The organism is Streptomyces sp. NPDC097107 (assembly GCF_044762405.1).
In the GTDB taxonomy this organism is placed as follows: Bacteria; Actinomycetota; Actinomycetes; order Streptomycetales; family Streptomycetaceae; genus Streptomyces; species Streptomyces thinghirensis.
Map to the genome: position 1 here is coordinate 1 of NZ_JBIWEF010000020.1, position 16,823 is coordinate 16,823.

At 72.3% G+C, this 16,823-nt stretch carries 16 protein-coding genes; 9 read left to right on the forward strand and 7 right to left on the reverse strand.

Annotation, left to right across the window (positions count from 1 at the left end; all coding sequences use genetic code 11):
* Positions 1–92 (reverse strand): biotin carboxylase N-terminal domain-containing protein (locus ACIQ1J_RS32965; RefSeq protein ID WP_308427085.1); only part of this gene is annotated, 92 nt, incomplete at its 3' end.
* 374 nt (positions 93–466) lie between these two features.
* On the opposite strand from ACIQ1J_RS32965, the gene ACIQ1J_RS32970 reads away from it, so the two are divergent.
* Positions 467–949, forward strand: a complete 483-nt coding sequence (locus ACIQ1J_RS32970; protein ID WP_403562697.1) for a hypothetical protein — start codon at positions 467–469, stop codon at positions 947–949.
* On the opposite strand, the gene ACIQ1J_RS32975 is transcribed toward ACIQ1J_RS32970, so the two are convergent.
* The 4 genes from ACIQ1J_RS32975 to ACIQ1J_RS32990 form a co-directional block, all read right to left on the reverse strand.
* Positions 918–1,538 carry a nucleoside triphosphate pyrophosphatase gene (locus ACIQ1J_RS32975; protein ID WP_210957754.1) on the reverse strand — a complete coding sequence of 207 codons (621 nt, stop codon included), beginning with the start codon at positions 1,536–1,538 and terminating at the stop codon, positions 918–920. The genes ACIQ1J_RS32970 and ACIQ1J_RS32975 overlap by 32 nt on opposite strands.
* 31 nt (positions 1,539–1,569) lie before the next feature.
* A complete protein-coding gene (mmpB, locus tag ACIQ1J_RS32980; RefSeq protein WP_282107431.1) occupies positions 1,570–1,698 on the reverse strand; it encodes a morphogenic membrane protein MmpB in 129 nt (42 codons plus the stop codon).
* A 136-nt stretch (positions 1,699–1,834) separates the two neighbouring features.
* On the reverse strand, positions 1,835–2,044 hold the full coding sequence (locus tag ACIQ1J_RS32985; protein ID WP_403562700.1) for an acyl-CoA carboxylase epsilon subunit: 210 nt from the start codon (positions 2,042–2,044) through the stop codon (positions 1,835–1,837).
* A gap of 9 nt (positions 2,045–2,053) precedes the next feature.
* Complete coding sequence (locus ACIQ1J_RS32990; RefSeq protein WP_403562702.1) at positions 2,054–3,646, reverse strand: acyl-CoA carboxylase subunit beta; 1,593 nt, start codon at positions 3,644–3,646, stop codon at positions 2,054–2,056.
* A 110-nt stretch (positions 3,647–3,756) separates the two neighbouring features.
* Between ACIQ1J_RS32990 and ACIQ1J_RS32995 the strand changes: the two genes are divergently transcribed.
* Both ACIQ1J_RS32995 and ACIQ1J_RS33000 read left to right on the forward strand, forming a co-directional pair.
* Positions 3,757–4,623: a biotin--[acetyl-CoA-carboxylase] ligase gene (locus tag ACIQ1J_RS32995; protein ID WP_403562704.1), complete on the forward strand. Its 867-nt coding sequence runs from the start codon at positions 3,757–3,759 to the stop codon at positions 4,621–4,623.
* A gap of 119 nt (positions 4,624–4,742) precedes the next feature.
* Positions 4,743–5,885, forward strand: coding sequence for an adenylate/guanylate cyclase domain-containing protein (locus ACIQ1J_RS33000; protein WP_403562706.1), 1,143 nt, complete (start codon positions 4,743–4,745; stop codon positions 5,883–5,885).
* A 95-nt stretch (positions 5,886–5,980) separates the two neighbouring features.
* On the opposite strand, the gene ACIQ1J_RS33005 is transcribed toward ACIQ1J_RS33000, so the two are convergent.
* The gene (locus ACIQ1J_RS33005; protein WP_403562708.1) at positions 5,981–6,646 is read right to left on the reverse strand and encodes a hypothetical protein; all 666 of its coding nucleotides are present in this window, start codon (positions 6,644–6,646) and stop codon (positions 5,981–5,983) included.
* Positions 6,647–6,855: 209 nt separating this feature from the next.
* Between ACIQ1J_RS33005 and ACIQ1J_RS33010 the strand changes: the two genes are divergently transcribed.
* From ACIQ1J_RS33010 to hutH, 3 genes are all read left to right on the forward strand, one after another.
* Positions 6,856–7,656, forward strand: coding sequence for an enoyl-CoA hydratase/isomerase family protein (locus ACIQ1J_RS33010; protein ID WP_210957749.1), 801 nt, complete (start codon positions 6,856–6,858; stop codon positions 7,654–7,656).
* 122 nt (positions 7,657–7,778) lie between these two features.
* Positions 7,779–8,927 carry a diguanylate cyclase domain-containing protein gene (locus ACIQ1J_RS33015; RefSeq protein WP_210957748.1) on the forward strand — a complete coding sequence of 383 codons (1,149 nt, stop codon included), beginning with the start codon at positions 7,779–7,781 and terminating at the stop codon, positions 8,925–8,927.
* Between the two features lie 93 nt (positions 8,928–9,020).
* Complete coding sequence (gene hutH / locus ACIQ1J_RS33020) at positions 9,021–10,559, forward strand: histidine ammonia-lyase (protein WP_403562810.1); 1,539 nt, start codon at positions 9,021–9,023, stop codon at positions 10,557–10,559.
* Between the two features lie 210 nt (positions 10,560–10,769).
* Here hutH and ACIQ1J_RS33025 read toward each other — a convergent pair whose 3' ends face one another.
* Complete coding sequence (locus ACIQ1J_RS33025) at positions 10,770–11,087, reverse strand: hypothetical protein (protein ID WP_403562711.1); 318 nt, start codon at positions 11,085–11,087, stop codon at positions 10,770–10,772.
* Positions 11,088–11,196: 109 nt separating this feature from the next.
* On the opposite strand from ACIQ1J_RS33025, the gene ACIQ1J_RS33030 reads away from it, so the two are divergent.
* The 3 genes from ACIQ1J_RS33030 (at position 11,197) to ACIQ1J_RS33040 (ending at position 16,780) form a co-directional block, all read left to right on the forward strand.
* The gene (locus ACIQ1J_RS33030; RefSeq protein WP_210957746.1) at positions 11,197–11,550 is read left to right on the forward strand and encodes a hypothetical protein; all 354 of its coding nucleotides are present in this window, start codon (positions 11,197–11,199) and stop codon (positions 11,548–11,550) included.
* Between the two features lie 224 nt (positions 11,551–11,774).
* Positions 11,775–13,022 (forward strand): Ig-like domain-containing protein, encoded by a 1,248-nt coding sequence (locus ACIQ1J_RS33035; RefSeq protein WP_403562713.1) that lies wholly within the window; start codon positions 11,775–11,777, stop codon positions 13,020–13,022.
* Between the two features lie 434 nt (positions 13,023–13,456).
* Entirely contained in the window at positions 13,457–16,780 is a 3,324-nt protein-coding gene (locus ACIQ1J_RS33040; protein WP_403562812.1) for a S8 family peptidase, read from the forward strand.
* Positions 16,781–16,823: the final 43 nt, after the last annotated feature.

Sequence of the window (16,823 nt, forward strand, 5' to 3'; positions counted from 1 at the left end):
TAGACGGCCACGCTCGCGATCCCGGCGTCCCGGCAGGCCCGGGCCACACGGACAGCGATTTCGCCACGATTGGCGATGAGCACCTTGCGCACGATTGAGGCTCCCTCCTTGAAACAAGCCGAGTTTAGGGACTGCCGACACGACACTTCGACCCGTCCCCACTGGTGAGCTTGCCCACACGGAGTGTGACTCGAGGCTCGCTCGACCCGCGAAATCCCTTGTCGTACCGCGATACGCAGGACTCCTCGGGGAAACCCTAGCCCCCTGATGTGGGCAAGGTCTCTGTAAGAGGGTGCTGCGGGCCACTCCGTTTCTTTGTGGAGTCCCTACGAATGGCCCAATGATTCTTTGCTCGCCGCAGACCCCTTGTCGCGAGGTTTACCCGTTAGTAACGTTCCCGGTGTCTCGAACGTACTTGGGGTAACAGCTGTCCTGTGCGGCAGCGGTCGAAAGTGGGTGGGGCCCGGTGACGGTGCGCAGGCCGGTGGCGTGGATCGTGGCGGTCGTGCTCTTCGCGGAGGCGGTCGGCGTCGCGGCGCTGAACTGGTTCCTCGGGACCGTCGTCGACCGGCAGGACATGTCCCTGGCCGGTCTCGACCCGGACATGATGTCCGTGTCCTCGAAGATCGGCGGTGTCGTCTTCGGGCTCTACTTCGCGCTGTGCGGGCTGGTGGCCCTGCTCGTGGCGCTGCGCGACCGGGCGCCCGCCGGCCTCGGCCGGGTCCTGCTGATCAGCGCGGCCGTGGTGCACGGGGTGCTGGGTGCCTTCACCTGGGGGTTGGTCGGCTGGCACGCCTTCCTCTTCATGATCCTCGCCCTCGCCCTCATCGTGCTGCTGCTGATGACCTACGACGCTCGCGAGGAACCCGTGGCCGGGCAGCGGCCCGACGAGGGCACGGGTGGCGACGCCGCCCCGGTCAGCCCTCCGCCGGCGCCCACAACTCCGTGATGCCGACCCCGAGTTCGGCGAGCAGTCGGCGTACGAGGGGCAGGCTGATGCCGATCACGTTCCCGTGGTCGCCCTCGATGCCGTCGATGAACGGGGCCGAGCGGCCGTCCAGGGTGAAGGCCCCGGCGACGTACAGGGGCTCCCCAGAGGCCACGTAGGCCGCGACCTCCTCGTCGGTCGGCTCACCGAAGCGGACGACGGTGGAGGCGGTGGCCGAGACGTGGCGGCCGGAGGCGGTGTCCCAGACGCAGTGGCCGGTCTGCAGCGTGCCCGCCCGGCCGCGCATCGCCTTCCAGCGGGCGGTGGCCTCCTCGGCGTCCGCCGGCTTGCCGAGGGCCTGGCCGTCCAGGTCGAGCACCGAGTCGCAGCCGATCACCAGGGCGCCGTGCACCTCGGGCTTCGCGGCCACGACGGACGCCTTCGCCTCGGCGAGGGCGAGGGCCAGCTCGGCGGGGGTGGGCGCGGTGACGGCGTCCTCGTCGACGCCGCTCACGAGCACCTCGGGGGCGAGCCCGGCCTGGCGGAGCAGGCCCAGCCGGGCCGGGGACTGGGAGGCGAGGACGAGTCGCCTGCGGCGCTGAGCAGTCATGGGATCAGGTTAGTCACCCGGGCGGGGCGGTTCACCCCAGGCCGATCACGATCATCGCGAGAACCATGGCCGCCGCCAGGAAGACGCTGAGCCGCCGCAGCGTCTTCTGCATGTCGCGCAGTTCCTTGGGCGGCTCGTTCTCGGGGTCGGACCACAGCATGCCACCAAGCGTGGGGCTCGGCGCAGGGGCGGCGCTTGAGTACGGGTACTCATTTGGGGCGCGGGGTGGTCATGCCGTGCGCCACGCGGCGGAGCCGCATATCGACACCGCCCCGCGCCCCTGGGGTGGCTGCCGCTCAGGCCGGCCAGTAGGTGCGGGTCCAGGACGCCGGGCCCGGGTGGGGCAGGTGGGCCGCCGCGATGCGGGACGGGTCGGACCACGCGTCGTGCGGGGTCTCGGCGCCGGACGGCTCGGCGGCCGCCGTCACGGCGCGGGCGCGGACCACCGCCAGGGCGGCGGCCAGCTCCTCGGGGGTGGGGTTGCCCCGTACGACCTTGATCGTCACAGCGGCTCCTTAGAGGGGGATGTTGCCGTGCTTCTTCGGGGGGAGGGATTCCCGCTTCGTACGCAGCTGACGCAGGCCGCGGACGATGTGGCGGCGGGTGTCGGACGGCATGATCACCGCGTCGACGTAGCCGCGTTCGGCCGCCGTGTAGGGGTTGAGGAGGGCGTCCTCGTACTCCTGGATCAGGCGGGCGCGGGTGGCCTCGGCGTCGTCACCGGCCTCGGTGATGGTGCGCCGGTGCAGGATGTTGACCGCGCCCTGGGCGCCCATGACGGCGATCTGGGCGGTGGGCCAGGCGAGGTTCAGGTCGGCACCCAGGTGCTTGGAGCCCATGACGTCGTAGGCGCCGCCGAAGGCCTTGCGGGTGATGACCGTGATCAGGGGGACGGTGGCCTCGGCGTAGGCGAAGATCAGCTTGGCGCCGCGGCGGATGATGCCGTCGTGCTCCTGGTCGACGCCCGGGAGGAAACCGGGGACGTCCACGAAGGTGATGACCGGGACGTTGAAGGCGTCGCAGGTGCGCACGAAGCGGGCGGCCTTCTCGGACGCGGTGATGTCCAGGCAGCCGGCGAACTGCATCGGCTGGTTGGCGACGATGCCGACCGGGCGGCCCTCGACGCGGCCGAAGCCGGTGAGGATGTTCGGCGCGAACAGCGGCTGCGTCTCGAAGAACTCGGCGTCGTCGAGGACGTGCTCGATGACGGTGTGCATGTCGTACGGCTGGTTCGCCGAGTCCGGGACGATCACGTCCAGCTCGGCGTCCTCGTCCGTGACCGTGAGGTCGGCCTCCTCCGGGAACGCGGGCGGGTCGGAGAGGTTGTTGGACGGCAGGTACGACAGCAGCTGCTTGACGTACTCGACGGCGTCCTTCTCGTCGCCGGCCATGTGGTGGGCCACGCCGGAGGTGGAGTTGTGGGTGCGGGCACCGCCCAGCTCCTCGAAGCCGACGTCCTCGCCGGTGACGGTCTTGATGACGTCGGGGCCGGTGATGAACATGTGGCTGGTCCGGTCGACCATGACCGTGAAGTCGGTGATCGCGGGGGAGTAGACCGCGCCGCCCGCGCACGGGCCGACGACCAGGCTGATCTGCGGGATGACGCCGGAGGCGTGGGTGTTGCGGCGGAAGATCTCGCCGTAGGCGCCGAGGGAGGCCACGCCCTCCTGGATGCGGGCGCCGCCGGAGTCGTTGATGCCGATGACCGGGCAGCCGGTCTTCAGCGCGAAGTCCATGACCTTGACGATCTTCTGGCCGTAGACCTCGCCCAACGCGCCGCCGAAGACGGTGAAGTCCTGGGAGAAGACCGCGACGGGGCGGCCGTCGACGGTGCCGTAGCCGGTGACGACGCCGTCGCCGTAGGGGCGGTTGGCGTCGAGGCCGAAGTTGGTCGAGCGGTGCCGGGCGAACTCGTCCAGCTCGACGAAGGACCCCTCGTCGAGGAGGAGGTCGATGCGCTCACGGGCCGTCAGCTTGCCCTTGGCGTGCTGCTTCTCGACGGCGCGTTCCGAACCGGCGTGCGTCGCTTCCTCGATACGGCGCCTGAGATCCGCGAGCTTGCCCGCGGTCGTGTGGATGTCGGGCTGCTGCTCTTCCGGCTCGGACATCGGGATGCGGCTCCCTGCCTGCTCAAAAGGGGGGACGGTTACTCATCCGTAGAGTAGTAGGGGGCCTTCCGATCGGCAGTGCGGTGTTTCCCACACCTAGGGTGGGTTGCATGACGCCCCGAGATGCCTCCGACTCCCCGGACAACCGGTGGTCCGACCTGGACCGGCCGCCCCTCAACACCACGGCCCTGCGCCGGGGGCTGGTGCGGGAGGGAGGGCTGTGGCGGCAGGTGGACGTGGTGCAGCGCACCGGCTCCACCAACTCCGACCTCGTGGCCCGTGCGGCCGACGGGGGCCTGGACGAAGGGGCCGTCCTCGTCGCCGAGGAGCAGACCGCCGCGCGTGGCCGGCTGGACCGGCAGTGGACGGCACCGGCCCGCTCCGGGCTCTTCTTCTCCGTACTGCTGCGGCCCGCCGAGGTGCCGGTGACCCGCTGGGGCTGGCTGCCGCTGCTCACCGGCGTCGCGGTGGCGACCGGGCTCTCCCGGGCGGCGGGTGTCGACACGGCCCTGAAGTGGCCCAACGACCTGCTGGTGACGGTCGGCGACGAGGAGCGCAAGGCGGGCGGCATCCTCGCCGAGCGGGCCGGGGACGACGGGGTCGTCATCGGTGTGGGCATCAACGTCACCCTCCGGGCCGACGAACTCCCGGTGCCGCGGGCCGGGTCCCTGGCGCTGGCCGGGGCCGTGAACACCGACCGGGATCCGCTGCTGCGGGGGATACTGCGCTCGCTGGAGGACTGGTACGGGCGGTGGCGGGCGGCCGAGGGCGACCCGGCGGCCAGCGGGCTCCAGGAGACCTACGCGGCGGGGTGCGCGACGCTCGGCCGGGTGGTGCGGGCGGAGCTTCCGGGGGAGAGGTCCCTCGTGGGGGAGGCGGTGGCCGTGGACGGGGACGGGAGGCTCGTGCTGGCCACCGAGGCGGGGGTGCAGGAGCCGGTGGGAGCGGGGGACATCGTGCACCTGCGGTCGGCTTGAACGCGCCCACCCGTGCGGCGGGCCGCGGCCGCAAGCTCGCCGGGAGTGAGCTGGGGCACACCTGACGTAAAGTTGGGGCCGGTCGAACCTGACCGCAGCAGATCGGAAGGGCAGCAGGCGTGACCGTCGACGACACGGGCTCCGGCGCGGACGGGGGCGGCCGGGTGGACCCCGAGCCCGACCCGGAGTCCGCCGACTCCGGCGAGGACCCGCTCGCGCTGCGCCTCGAAGGGCTCATTCTGGGCGCCGAGCGCCGCTACACCCCCTTCCAGGCCGCCCGCAGCGCGGGCGTCTCCATGGAGCTGGCCTCCCGTTTCTGGCGGGCCATGGGCTTCGCCGACATCGGCCAGGCCAAGGCGCTCACCGAGGCGGACGTCCTCGCCCTGCGGCGCCTGGCCGGCCTGGTGGAGGCGGGGCTGCTCAGCGAGGCCATGGCCGTGCAGGTGGCGCGGTCCACGGGGCAGACCACCGCCCGGTTGGCCGAGTGGCAGATCGACTCCTTCCTGGAGGGTCTGACCGAGCCTCCGGAGCCCGGGATGACACGCACCGAGGTGACGTATCCCATCGTCGAGCTGCTCCTGCCCGAACTGCAGGAGTTCCTCGTCTACGTCTGGCGGCGCCAGCTCGCCGCCTCCGCCGGCCGGGTCGTCCAGGCCGGTGACGACGAGGAGATGGTGGACCGGCGTCTCGCGGTCGGCTTCGCGGACCTGGTCGGGTTCACCCGGCTGACCCGCCGGATGGAGGAGGAGGAGCTCGGCGAGCTGGTCGAGGCCTTCGAGACCACCTGCGCCGACCTGGTGGCCGCACGCGGCGGACGGCTGATCAAGACCCTCGGCGACGAGGTGCTCTACGCCGCGGACGACGCCGGTACGGCCGCCGAGATCGCGCTGCGTCTCATCGAGACGATGGCGAACGACGAGACCATGCCGGAACTGCGCGTCGGCATCGCCTTCGGCACGGTGACCACCCGGATGGGCGACGTCTTCGGCACGACGGTCAACCTGGCCTCCCGGCTCACCTCGATAGCTCCCCGGGACGCCGTCCTCGTCGATGCCGCCCTCGCGGAGGAACTGATCCGTACGCGCGACGCCCCGGCCTCGGAGGCGGCGGCCGCCGAGGAGGCCGCCGCGGCGGAGAAGGAGGGCGAGCAGCCGCCGGCGTACCGCTTCGCGCTCCAGCCGATGTGGCAGCGGCCGGTGCGCGGTCTCGGCGTGGTGGAGCCGTGGCTGCTCACGCGGCGGGGGAACGGCGGGGAGTCGTAGGGCCGCTCTCACGCGGCGAGGGGGCGGCGGGGAGTCGCAGGGCCTGCTGCGCGGCAGGGGGACGGCGGGAGTTTCGCAGGGCCTGTCCGTGTCCGTCAGCCGTCGCCGTCGAGCAGGCCCACGCACAGGCCGATGACCGGCACGCACAGACCCGGAGGGCCCGGCTCCGGCGTCGGGGCGGGCGCGGGCGGTGTGCCCCGGTCCGGGGGCGGGGCCGGCGCGGGGCGCGGTGCGGGGGTGTCCGGCCGCGGTGGCCGCGAAGACCCCGGAGGCTGCGGCGGCCGCGTGGTGTGAGCGGGCGGCGGAGCCTCGTCGTCCGTGTTCGGGAGGCCCGGGACGGACGTCGCGGAGGGAAGGGCGGCCGAGGGGCCGCTCGCGAACGGCCCCGGCCCCGGCCCCGGTATGAGACCCGGTCCCGGGGTGCCGCTCAGGCCGCCCATGGCCGAAGTCGCCGACGGGCTCACCTCGGGCGGACCGGCGGTGCTCGCGGCGGCGGGTGTCGTCGCCGGGCCCGGCGCGGCGCCCTGACCCCCGCCCGTCTCCACGCGCGGCCCGGCCTCGGCGCCGTACCCGTCCACGTCGCCGTCGCCGGGTCCGGGAAGCAGGCGTACGAGGCTCAGTGCGCCGGCCGCCAGTGCGAGGCCGCCGACGGTGAGTACCGCCTTGCGGGGGCGGGGCCTGCGGTGCCGGCCACGGTTTCCCCACGGGTGCTGCGGTTTCGCCGGTGTGCCGGTCGTGCCGCTCGTGCCGCTCGTCGTCATGATCCCTCCCCGGTGCGCACGCGCCCCCCTGCCCGTGGCGGAGCGACGCTACGGGCTGCCGTGGGCCGGGACACGCCGGTCGGCCGGATGTCACCCGAACGGGTGGGCGGGGCGGGGCGGTCAGCGCGCGCGTCCGCCCTTTCGCCGCGGGGGCACGCCTGCGATGATCGGGTGGTCGACTTGTTAACACGCGTTAACCGGAGGGTGTCATGAGCGAGGAGCGGTTCGGAGAGTTCGTCCTGGTGCGGCGGCACGGGGACGGACATGTCGCGGAACTCGCGCTCGACCGGCCGAAGGCCATGAACGCCGTCTCGACCGCGATGGCCCGGTCCGTCGGGGCGGCGTGCGCGGCGCTGGGCGAGGACCGGAGCGTACGGGTGGTGGTGCTGACCTCGACCCACGAGCGCGCGTTCTGCGTCGGGGCCGACCTGAAGGAGCGCAACTCCTTCTCCGACGCCGACCTGCTGCGGCAGCGGCCGGTGACGCGGGGCGCCTACACCGCGGTGCTGGAGCTGCCGGTGCCGACGATCGCGGCCGTGCACGGGTTCGCGCTGGGCGGCGGGTTCGAGCTGGCGCTGTCGTGCGACGTGATCGTGGCCGACCCCACGGCGGTGGTGGGGCTGCCCGAGGTGTCGGTCGGGGTGATTCCGGGCGGCGGCGGTACGCAGCTGCTGCCGCGGCGGGTGGGGGCGGCGCGCGCCGCCGAGCTGGTGTTCACGGCGCGGCGGGTGGCGGCCGGGGAGGCGCGCGAGCTGGGGCTCGTGGACCAGCTGGTGGACGAGGGCCGGGACCGGGAGGAGGCGCTGGACCTCGCCTCCCGGATGGCCGCGAACTCCCCCGTGGGACTGCGGGCGGCCAAGCGGGCGCTGCGGCTGGGGCACGGTCTTGACCTGCGGGCCGGGCTGGAGGTCGAGGACGCGGCGTGGCGGGCGGTGGCGTTCTCGGCGGACCGGGCCGAGGGGGTGGCGGCGTTCAACGAGAAGCGGGCGCCGCGGTGGCCCGGGGAGTGAGCCGGCCGTGCCGCGCGGGCGGGTGTCCGGCGACCCGCCGGGTGCTGGACGGTGACGCCGCGCACGCCCCCGTTCGCCCTGTTTGAATGCCGTTTCGTCGCGTATCTCCCTAGCCTGGAGTGATGGGTGACGACAGGCGGCTCGCGGCCGTGGTGGCACTGGCGCAGGGCATGGCCGCCGCGCACAGCTCGCGTGAGGCGTGGCGGGCGGCGGCCCTCGGTGCCTGCCTGGCGCTGGGCGGCAGCTTCGCCGCGCTGTCGGTGTGGGAGCGCGAGCTGGGCAGGCTCCGGGTCCTCGTGAACGTCGGCCGACGGGCCGAGGGCGAGGAGGAGTTCCCGGAGGACGAGTCCTACCCGGTGCACCAGTTCGCGGAGATCACCGAGTTCCTGCACGAGCGCTGGGCCGGCGGCGGTGAGCCCGACGCCTGGGTCGAGACGGCCGAGGGGCCCGCCGCCGGGCGTCCCGGCTACGTCCACCAGCGCGTCGCCGCCCTGCGGCGCCGGGGGCGCGGCTGCTGCGTGGTCGCGCCGATCGTGCTGCACGGCCGCGCCTGGGGCGAGCTGTACGTGGCCCGTCCGGTGGGGGAGCGGGTCTTCGAGCGGCCCGACGCCGACTTCGCCACCGTGCTGGCCTCGGTCGTCGCGGCCGGTATCGCCCAGACCGAGCGGCTGGAGGAGGTCCGGCGCCTCGCGTACACCGACGCGCTCACGGGGCTGGCCAACCGCCGGGCCGTCGACACGGCACTGGACGAGGCCGTCGAACGGCACCGCGGGGAGGACGTCGTCGTCAGTCTCGTCGTATGCGATCTGAACGGCCTCAAGCGGGTGAACGACACGCACGGGCACGCCGTCGGTGACCGGCTCCTGGAGCGTTTCGGGTCGGTGCTGTCGCTGTGCGGGGCGATGCTGCCGGGGGCGCTCGCCGCGCGGCTCGGCGGGGACGAGTTCTGTCTGCTCGCGGTCGGGCCGTCCGCCGACGAGGTGGTCAAGGCGGCCGAGGAGTTGTGCCGCCGCGCGGCCGACCTGGAGCTGGGGGACGGCGTGGCCTGCGGGGTCGCGTCCACGGAGGACCCCGTCGGCCCCGTGCGCTCCGCCCGCAGGCTCTTCCGGCTCGCCGACGCCGCCCAGTACCGCGCCAAGGCCGAACGGTCCGCCGGGCCGGTCGTCGCCGGTCGCCAGGGGCCCGACGACCCCGTCGTGCGGCTCGCGGACGAACCGTCGCGGGAGGAGGACGGGGAGCGCCGGCGGTTCCGCGGACGGCACTCGCCGTGACGCCGGTCCGGTAAGGGGCGCAGGCGGCACGCATCCGTGACGTACCCCCTCGTGACATCATCGAATTCACTGCGTACGCTCCTGAATATGGATATGCACACTGTGGTGGTGGGGACGTCTGGGGTCACCGCGTCCGACGTTCTCGCCGTGGCGCGGGACGGCGCCCGGGTCGAACTCTCCGGCGAAGCGGTGGCGGCCCTGGCCGCGGCCCGCGGGATCGTGGACGCGCTGGCCGCCAAGCCGGACCCCGTGTACGGCGTGAGCACCGGTTTCGGCGCCCTGGCGACCCGGCACATCAGCCCGGACCTGCGGGCCCGGCTGCAGCGCAACATCGTCCGCTCGCACGCCGCCGGGATGGGCCCGCGCGTCGAGCGCGAGGTGGTCCGCGCGCTGATGTTCCTGCGGCTGAAGACCGTCTGCTCCGGGCACACCGGCGTCCGCCCCGAGGTCGCGCAGACCATGGCCGACGTACTCAACGCCGGGATCACCCCGGTCGTCCACGAGTACGGCTCCCTCGGCTGCTCCGGCGACCTCGCGCCGCTCTCGCACTGCGCGCTCACCCTCATGGGCGAGGGCGACGCCGAGGGTCCCGACGGGGCCGTACGGCCGGCCGGCGAGCTGCTCGCCGAGCACGGGATCGACCCCGTCGAGCTGCGCGAGAAGGAGGGCCTCGCCCTCCTCAACGGCACCGACGGCATGCTCGGCATGCTGGTCATGGCCCTCGCCGACCTCGACACCCTCTACAAGTCCGCCGACGTCACCGCCGCGCTGACGATGGAGGCCCTGCTCGGCACCGACCGCGTGCTCGCCCCCGAGTTGCACGCCATCCGCCCGCACCCCGGGCAGGCCGCCAGCGCCGCCAACATGGCCGCCGTGCTCAAGGGCTCCGGCCTTACCGGGCACCACCAGGACGACGCCCCCCGCGTCCAGGACGCCTACTCGGTGCGCTGCGCCCCGCAGGTCGCCGGTGCCGGACGCGACACGATGGCCCACGCCGGTCTCGTCGCCGAGCGCGAGCTGGCCGCGGCCGTGGACAACCCGGTCGTCCTGCCCGACGGCCGCGTGGAGTCCAACGGCAACTTCCACGGCGCCCCCGTCGCCTACGTCCTCGACTTCCTCGCCGTCGCCGTCGCCGACCTCGGCTCCATCGCCGAGCGGCGCACCGACCGGCTCCTCGACAAGAACCGCAGCCACGGCCTGCCGCCGTTCCTCGCCGACGACGCCGGTGTCGACTCCGGTCTGATGATCGCCCAGTACACGCAGGCCGCCCTGGTCAGCGAGCTGAAGCGGCTCGCCGTACCGGCCTCGGCGGACTCGATCCCGTCCTCCGCGATGCAGGAGGACCACGTCTCCATGGGCTGGTCGGCGGCGCGCAAGCTGCGCACGGCCGTCGACAACCTCACCCGCGTGATCGCCGTCGAGCTGTACGCCGCCACGCGCGCGATCCAGCTCCGCGAGGGACTCACCCCGGCCCCGGCCTCGCAGGCCGTCATCGACGCCGTACGGGCGGCCGGTGTCGAGGGCCCCGGACCGGACCGGTTCCTGGCGCCCGATCTCGCCGCGGCGGACGCGTTCGTGCGCGCCGGGCACCTGGTCGCGGCCGCGGAGACGGTCACCGGGCCGCTGCGCTAGGAAGCCAGGTCCTGTCGTTTGGATCAGGTCGGCTGAGAGACACCGCGCCTCTCGGCCGACCCGCGGCGCCGGCAAGATCCGAACGACAGGCCCCGGCCGGGACGGCGAAGTCGGAGGGGCCCTGTCGGCAGGACGGGGCCCCTCTGCGCTGTCTCCGCAGGACCTGCGCCTCCCGAACGGTCAAAAAAGCCAAAAGAACGTCAAGCGCTGTCAAAAATCGAGGCGTTCCCGGCGCACCGAATACCCGACGAACCCGGCGCCGAGACCGAGGCAGAGGGCGCCGCCGACGACGTACGGCGTGCTGTCGAAGCTGCCGGTGTCGGCCAGGCGGGCCGTGCCCTCACCGGTGGCCGCCGTGCCGGTGGAAGCGACTCTGGCCTGCGCGGTGACCTGCGGAGACGGGCTCGCGGAGGCGGACTTGAGCACCGGTGTGTCGGGTGTCGCGTTGGCGGACGGGACGAACCACATGGCGCACAGCAGGCCGCCTGCGGCGGCGGCGGTCAGCAACGGTCGGCGAGCGGATGACACGGAATATCGATCCCCTTGTGGCGCTGGCGAATTGGCCGTGTGGGCAGATGTTAGTGAAAGCCGCGGGTCACAGGAAAGTCACGGGAGCGGTCGGCCTTACGCTCCGGGCATGAGTACTCCAGAGACATCACGGTTTGTACGGATTCGCGTCGAGCTCGTTCTCGAGGTCGACGACGACGAGGCCGTCACCGGGGCCGCCCTGCAGGCGCTCGCCGACGACGCCGACCTGCCCGACGCGGAAAGGGCGCATGCCGAGCGTGCTGTGACGGAGGACACCGCGGAGGCCCTGGCTCACCTCGTGGACCCGTTCGACCTGGTCAGCGCGGTGCCCGGAGTCGAGCTCCAGCAGGCCTCCTGGAGCAGCGAACAGATCGACTACGACCCCGATTCGCCCGAGTGGGACCTGGACGAGGAAGATGGCGGCGAGAACGACCCGGAAGACGATGAAATGACGGTCGGCTGACGCAGTGTGGGGAAAAACGTGACCCCGGGCGGCAACCGTCGTCCGGGGTTTCGTCGTCTCAAGGGGCGCACCGACCGGCCCCCGCGCCGCTCCCGCCTCCGCGGTAAACGTGGTATGCCCCACACCCGCCGGCGATGTGGAACGGGACGAACCGGTCGTAGCGTTGAAGTTCTTGACGGGGAATCTCGGGGTTTCCGGACTCGGCAACGATGGAGAAGCGTGTGATGACGGACGGTAAGCGGCGCAAGGGTCTGGCGGCCGCGTCCGCACTGCTCGGCGGTGTGCTGGTGCTCTCGGCATGTTCCAGTGGCGACGCCGGCACCTCCGGGAGCGGGGACGGCAGGACCTCGCAGGCCGAGGCCGACGAGGCGGCGGCCAGGAAGTCGTCCGAGGCCCAGATCAAGATCACGCCCGAGGACAACTCGGACAACGCCTCCATCAACAACTCCGCCGGCGTCACCGTGAGCAAGGGCACGCTCACCGAGGTGAAGATGACCACCTCCGACGGCACCGAGGTCAGCGGCGAGATATCCGCCGACAAGACCAGTTGGAAGCCCAGCGGTCAGCTGGAGCGGGCCACCACCTACAAGCTGACGGCGACCGCGACGGACTCCGAGGGCCGCGCCGCCCACGAGAACGCGTCGTTCACCACGGTCTCCCAGAAGAACAGCTTCATCGGCACCTTCACCCCGGACGACGGCAAGACCGTCGGCGTCGGCATGCCGGTGTCGATCAACTTCGACAAGGAGATCACCGACAAGGCCGCCGTCCAGAAGGGCATCACGGTCAACACCAGCAGCGGCCAGGAGGTCGCCTGCCACTGGTTCAGCACCCAGCGCATGGACTGCCGCCCGGAGAACTACTGGCAGGAGGGCTCGACCGTCACCCTCAAGCTGGCGCTCGACGGGGTCGAGGGCGCCGAGGGCGTCTACGGCGTCCAGCAGAAGTCGGTCACCTTCAAGATCGGCCGCAACCAGGTCTCGTACGTCGACGCGAAGACCAAGCAGATGAAGATCACGCAGGACGGCAAGACCGTCAAGACGATCCCGATCTCCGCCGGCTCCCCCGAGAACAAGACCTACGAAGGCCAGATGGTGATCTCCGAGAAGTTCAAGGAGACCCGGATGAACGGCTCGACGGTCGGCTTCACCGACGACGACGGCAAGGGCGAGTACGACATCAAGGACGTGCCCCACGCCATGCGCCTGAGCACCTCCGGCACCTTCATCCACGGCAACTACTGGAGCAAGGGCATCTTCGGCAGCGCCAACACCAGCCACGGCTGCGTCGGCCTCGCCGACACCCAGGGCGCCGACGACACGAACACGCCGGGCGCGTGGTTCTACGACAACTCGATGATCGGTGACGTGGTCGTCGTCCAGAACACCGGCGACAAGACCATCGCCCCGGACAACGGCCTCAACGGCTGGAACATGGACTGGGCCCAGTGGAAGGCGGGTTCGGCGGTCTGACGCCGAACACACCGCGGCCCACCGCGACTTCGCTTCATCCGGCGCCCGTCGCCCCTCACCGGGGCGGCGGGCGTCCGCCGTTCAACCCGACCGGCACGTCTGAGTCGTTCAACTCTCTGGCGCATCTCCGTCGTCCAACCCCAGTGACACGTAACGGAGTTCGCGCGAACGCGTAACACCGGACGGCGATCACGTAACAGTTGGCAGGCGGTTTCCCGACCGTCCCCACCACCGCCCTTCGCGCTCTTGAGCGGCTGATCTCCCCTCGCCATACTCCGAGTTCCGGGGGGAGCACACGCGTGCTGGACCACCCCCGGCCGGGTGAACGGGGAATTCTCCCGGTACTTCCGCAAGGGGGAACGTTGCGCAGACAAGTGAAGAAGGCCGGCGCGGCCACCGTCGCCACGGCGGCGGCCGTGGCCCTCGCGGCGGGCATGACCGGCCCGGCAGCGGCGGACGGAGCACGGACGACGGACGCGGACCGCACGGCGGCCACGGCGCGGGCCGAGACCGCACGGGACGGTGCCGCCGCGCGGGACGGTGCCGCGCTGGCCGCCTCCGGCACGGCCAGGCACCGCGTCACGCTGATCACCGGCGACCGGGTCGCCGTCGACCCCGAGGGCCGCGTCGTCGGCCTGGAGCGGGCCGAGGGCCGCGAGCACATACCCGTCCAGATCCGCAGAGCCGGCGGGCACACCCTCGTCGTCCCGGCCGACGCCGCCCGCCTGGTCGCCACCGGCAGACTGGACCAGCGCCTCTTCGACATCACCGAGCTGAACAAGGCCACCACCCGCAAGGCCCAGAAGAACGGCCTGAAGGTCATCGTCGGCTACCGGGGCAGCGCGCGGGCCACCAAGGCCGACGTCCGCGACGCGGGCACCCTCCGCCGCGCCCTCACCTCCCTGAACGCCGACGCCGTACAGACCCCGCACGAGAACGCGCCCGAGCTGTGGGCCGCGGTGACCGACGGCGAGAAGACCGCCTCCGGCATCGCGCGCGTCTGGCTCGACGGCGTGCGCACGGCCAGCCTCGACAAGTCCGTCCCGCAGATCGGCGCCCCCAGGGCATGGGCCGCCGGCTACGACGGCGAGGGCGTCAGGATCGCCGTACTGGACACCGGCGTCGACACCACCCACCCCGACCTGAAGAACCAGGTCGTCGCGTCCAAGAACTTCTCCGTCTCTCCCGACGCCACCGACAAGTACGGCCACGGCACCCACGTCGCCTCCATCGCCGCCGGCACCGGCGCGAAGGCGGGCGCCACGTACAAGGGCGTGGCCCCCGGCGCCGAGCTGCTCAACGGCAAGGTGCTCAGCGACGAGGGCTTCGGCGACGACTCCGGCATCCTCGCCGGCATGGAGTGGGCGGCCGCGCAGGGCGCCGACGTCATCAACCTCAGCCTGGGAGGCGGCGACACCCCGGAGATCGACCCGCTGGAAGCCGAGGTCAACAGGCTCTCCGAGGAGAAGGGCATCCTCTTCGCCATCGCCGCCGGCAACGACGGCGAATTCGGCGACCGCACCGTGGGCTCCCCGGGCAGCGCCGCCGCCGCGCTGACCGTCGGCGCGGTCGACGACGGGGACAAGCTCGCCTCCTTCTCCAGCACCGGCCCCGGTCTCGACGGCGCGGTCAAGCCCGACGTCACCGCGCCCGGCGTCGACATCACCGCCGCCTCCGCCAAGGGCAGCCTCATCGCCCGCGAGGAGGGCGAGAAGCCCACCGGATACGTCACCATCTCCGGCACGTCGATGGCGACCCCGCACGTCGCGGGCGCCGCGGCCCTCCTCAAGCAGCAGCACCCCGACTGGACGTACGCCGAGCTGAAGGGCGCGCTGACGGGATCGGCGAAGGGCGGCAAGTACACGCCCTTCGAGCAGGGTTCGGGCCGCGTCCAGGTCGGCAAGGCGGTCGAACAGACCGTGATCGCCGACCCCGTGTCGGCCACCTTCGGCACCCAGCAGTGGCCGCACACCGACGACAAGCCGGTCACCAAGCAGCTGACCTACCGCAACCTCGGCGCCGAGGACGTCACGCTGAGGCTGACGTCGACCGCCACCGGCCCGGGGGGCAAGGCGGCCCCCGCCGGCTTCTTCAAGCTGGGCGCCACCTCGGTCACCGTCCCGGCGGGGGGCAAGGCCTCCGTGGCCCTCACCGCCGACACCAGGCTCGGCGGCACGGTGGACGGGGCCTACTCGGCCTACGTCACGGCGACCGGCGGCGGACAGAGCGTCCGCACGGCCGCCGCCGTGGAGCGCGAGGTGGAGTCGTACGACGTCACCCTGAAGGCCCTCGGCCGCGACGGCAGGCCCACCGCGAACTACGAGACCGACCTGACCGGCGTCTCCGGCCTCGCCACGGACACCTGGTTCACACCGTACGAGGCCGACGGCACCGTCACCGTGCGGGTGCCCAAGGGCGCCTACATCCTCAACTCCTCGATCCGCGTGAGCGACGACCCGGAGAGGTGGAAGGGCGCCGACTGGATCGCGCAGCCGAAGCTGAACGTCACGAAGAAGACCACCGTCACCCTGGACGCGCGCACCGCGAAGCCGGTGGACATCACCGTGCCGGACAAGGCCGCGAAGTCGGAGTTCGCCTCCGCGGACTTCACGGTGGAGGCGGGCGGCAACAGCTACAGCTACGGCTGGTGGCTGGACTCCTACGAGGGCCTGCGCACCAAGCACCTCGGCCCGCGGATCACCGACGGCTCGCTCAGCCAGCAGTGGGACGGCCACTGGACCAAGGGCGCCAAGGAGCAGTACGACACCGTCGCCGGCGGCCCGGTCGAGCAGCTCGCCACCGGCTACACCCGGCACTACAAGGCGGGCGAACTGGCCACCCTCAAGGCCGGCCTCGGCGCCTCCGCGAGCGGCAGGAAGGGCGCCGTCTCCGCGACCGGCTGGTTGCCCGGCGGCGCCGGCGGCTCCTCGATCGGCATCGAGCAGTCCCTGCCCGGCACCCGCACCCTGCACCTGTCCACCGGGAACGGCGTGAGGTGGGACCTCGGCTTCGAGCAGTACGGCGGCCGGGACGCCGACGGCTTCCCGGCCGTCGAGGCCGGCTACGTCCTCGGTGCCCCGCAGCGCTACAAGGCGGGCAAGAGCTACTCGGCGACGTTCAACACCCCCGTCTTCGGCCCGCGCCTCAACGCCGACTTCGGCCTCCACCGCGACGGTGACACCATCACCGGAACGGTCCCGCTGTTCGCCGACGGCGAGGGCCACGCCGGCTCCTCGGCCTTCACGTCGGTCGCCACCACGCTCTACCGCAACGGCACCAAGGTCGGCTCCCACAAGGACCCGCTGTTCGGCGAGGGCGAGTTCAAGGTCCCCTCCGGTGACGCCCGGTACCGGCTGACGACGTCGGTCAAGCGTTCCGCCAAGGTCGCCGCGGCCTCCAGCCGCATCGACGCGAGCTGGACGTTCCGCTCCAAGAAGACGGCCGACCGCACCGAGCTGCCCGCCTCCACCGCCCGCTTCACCGCGGCCACTGGCCTGGACAGCAAGGTCACGGCCGGCAGGACGGTGACCGTCCCGGTCACCGTCGAGGGCGCGGCCGCCGGCCGCAACCTCAAGTCCCTCACGGTGCACGTGTCGTACGACCACGGCAAGACCTGGAAGAAGGTCACCGTGAAGAAGGGCAAGGTCAGCGTCAAGAACCCGGCGAAGGGGAAGTCCCTCTCCTTCCGCGCCACGATCGTCGACAAGAAGAAGAACGAGTCGGTGATCACGATCTACGACGCGTATTACGGCAAGTAGGCAGCACAGATGAACGGCCTGCTCGGAGCCGGTGGCTCCGGGC

Excerpts from the sequence above, each read along its gene's own strand:
- mmpB (WP_282107431.1), bottom strand. The coding sequence starts at position 1,698 with ATGCTGTGGTCCGACCCCGAGAACGAGCCGCCCAAGGAACTGCGCGAC.
- ACIQ1J_RS33010 (WP_210957749.1), top strand. The coding sequence starts at position 6,856 with ATGAGCGAGGAGCGGTTCGGAGAGTTCGTCCTGGTGCGGCGGCACGGG.
- ACIQ1J_RS32975 (WP_210957754.1), bottom strand. The coding sequence starts at position 1,538 with ATGACTGCTCAGCGCCGCAGGCGACTCGTCCTCGCCTCCCAGTCCCCG.
- ACIQ1J_RS32990 (WP_403562702.1), bottom strand. The coding sequence starts at position 3,646 with ATGTCCGAGCCGGAAGAGCAGCAGCCCGACATCCACACGACCGCGGGC.
- hutH (WP_403562810.1), top strand. The coding sequence starts at position 9,021 with ATGCACACTGTGGTGGTGGGGACGTCTGGGGTCACCGCGTCCGACGTT.
- ACIQ1J_RS33040 (WP_403562812.1), top strand. The coding sequence starts at position 13,457 with ATGACCGGCCCGGCAGCGGCGGACGGAGCACGGACGACGGACGCGGAC.
- ACIQ1J_RS33035 (WP_403562713.1), top strand. The coding sequence starts at position 11,775 with ATGACGGACGGTAAGCGGCGCAAGGGTCTGGCGGCCGCGTCCGCACTG.
- ACIQ1J_RS33015 (WP_210957748.1), top strand. The coding sequence starts at position 7,779 with ATGGGTGACGACAGGCGGCTCGCGGCCGTGGTGGCACTGGCGCAGGGC.
- ACIQ1J_RS33005 (WP_403562708.1), bottom strand. The coding sequence starts at position 6,646 with ATGACGACGAGCGGCACGAGCGGCACGACCGGCACACCGGCGAAACCG.
- ACIQ1J_RS32995 (WP_403562704.1), top strand. The coding sequence starts at position 3,757 with ATGACGCCCCGAGATGCCTCCGACTCCCCGGACAACCGGTGGTCCGAC.
- ACIQ1J_RS33030 (WP_210957746.1), top strand. The coding sequence starts at position 11,197 with ATGAGTACTCCAGAGACATCACGGTTTGTACGGATTCGCGTCGAGCTC.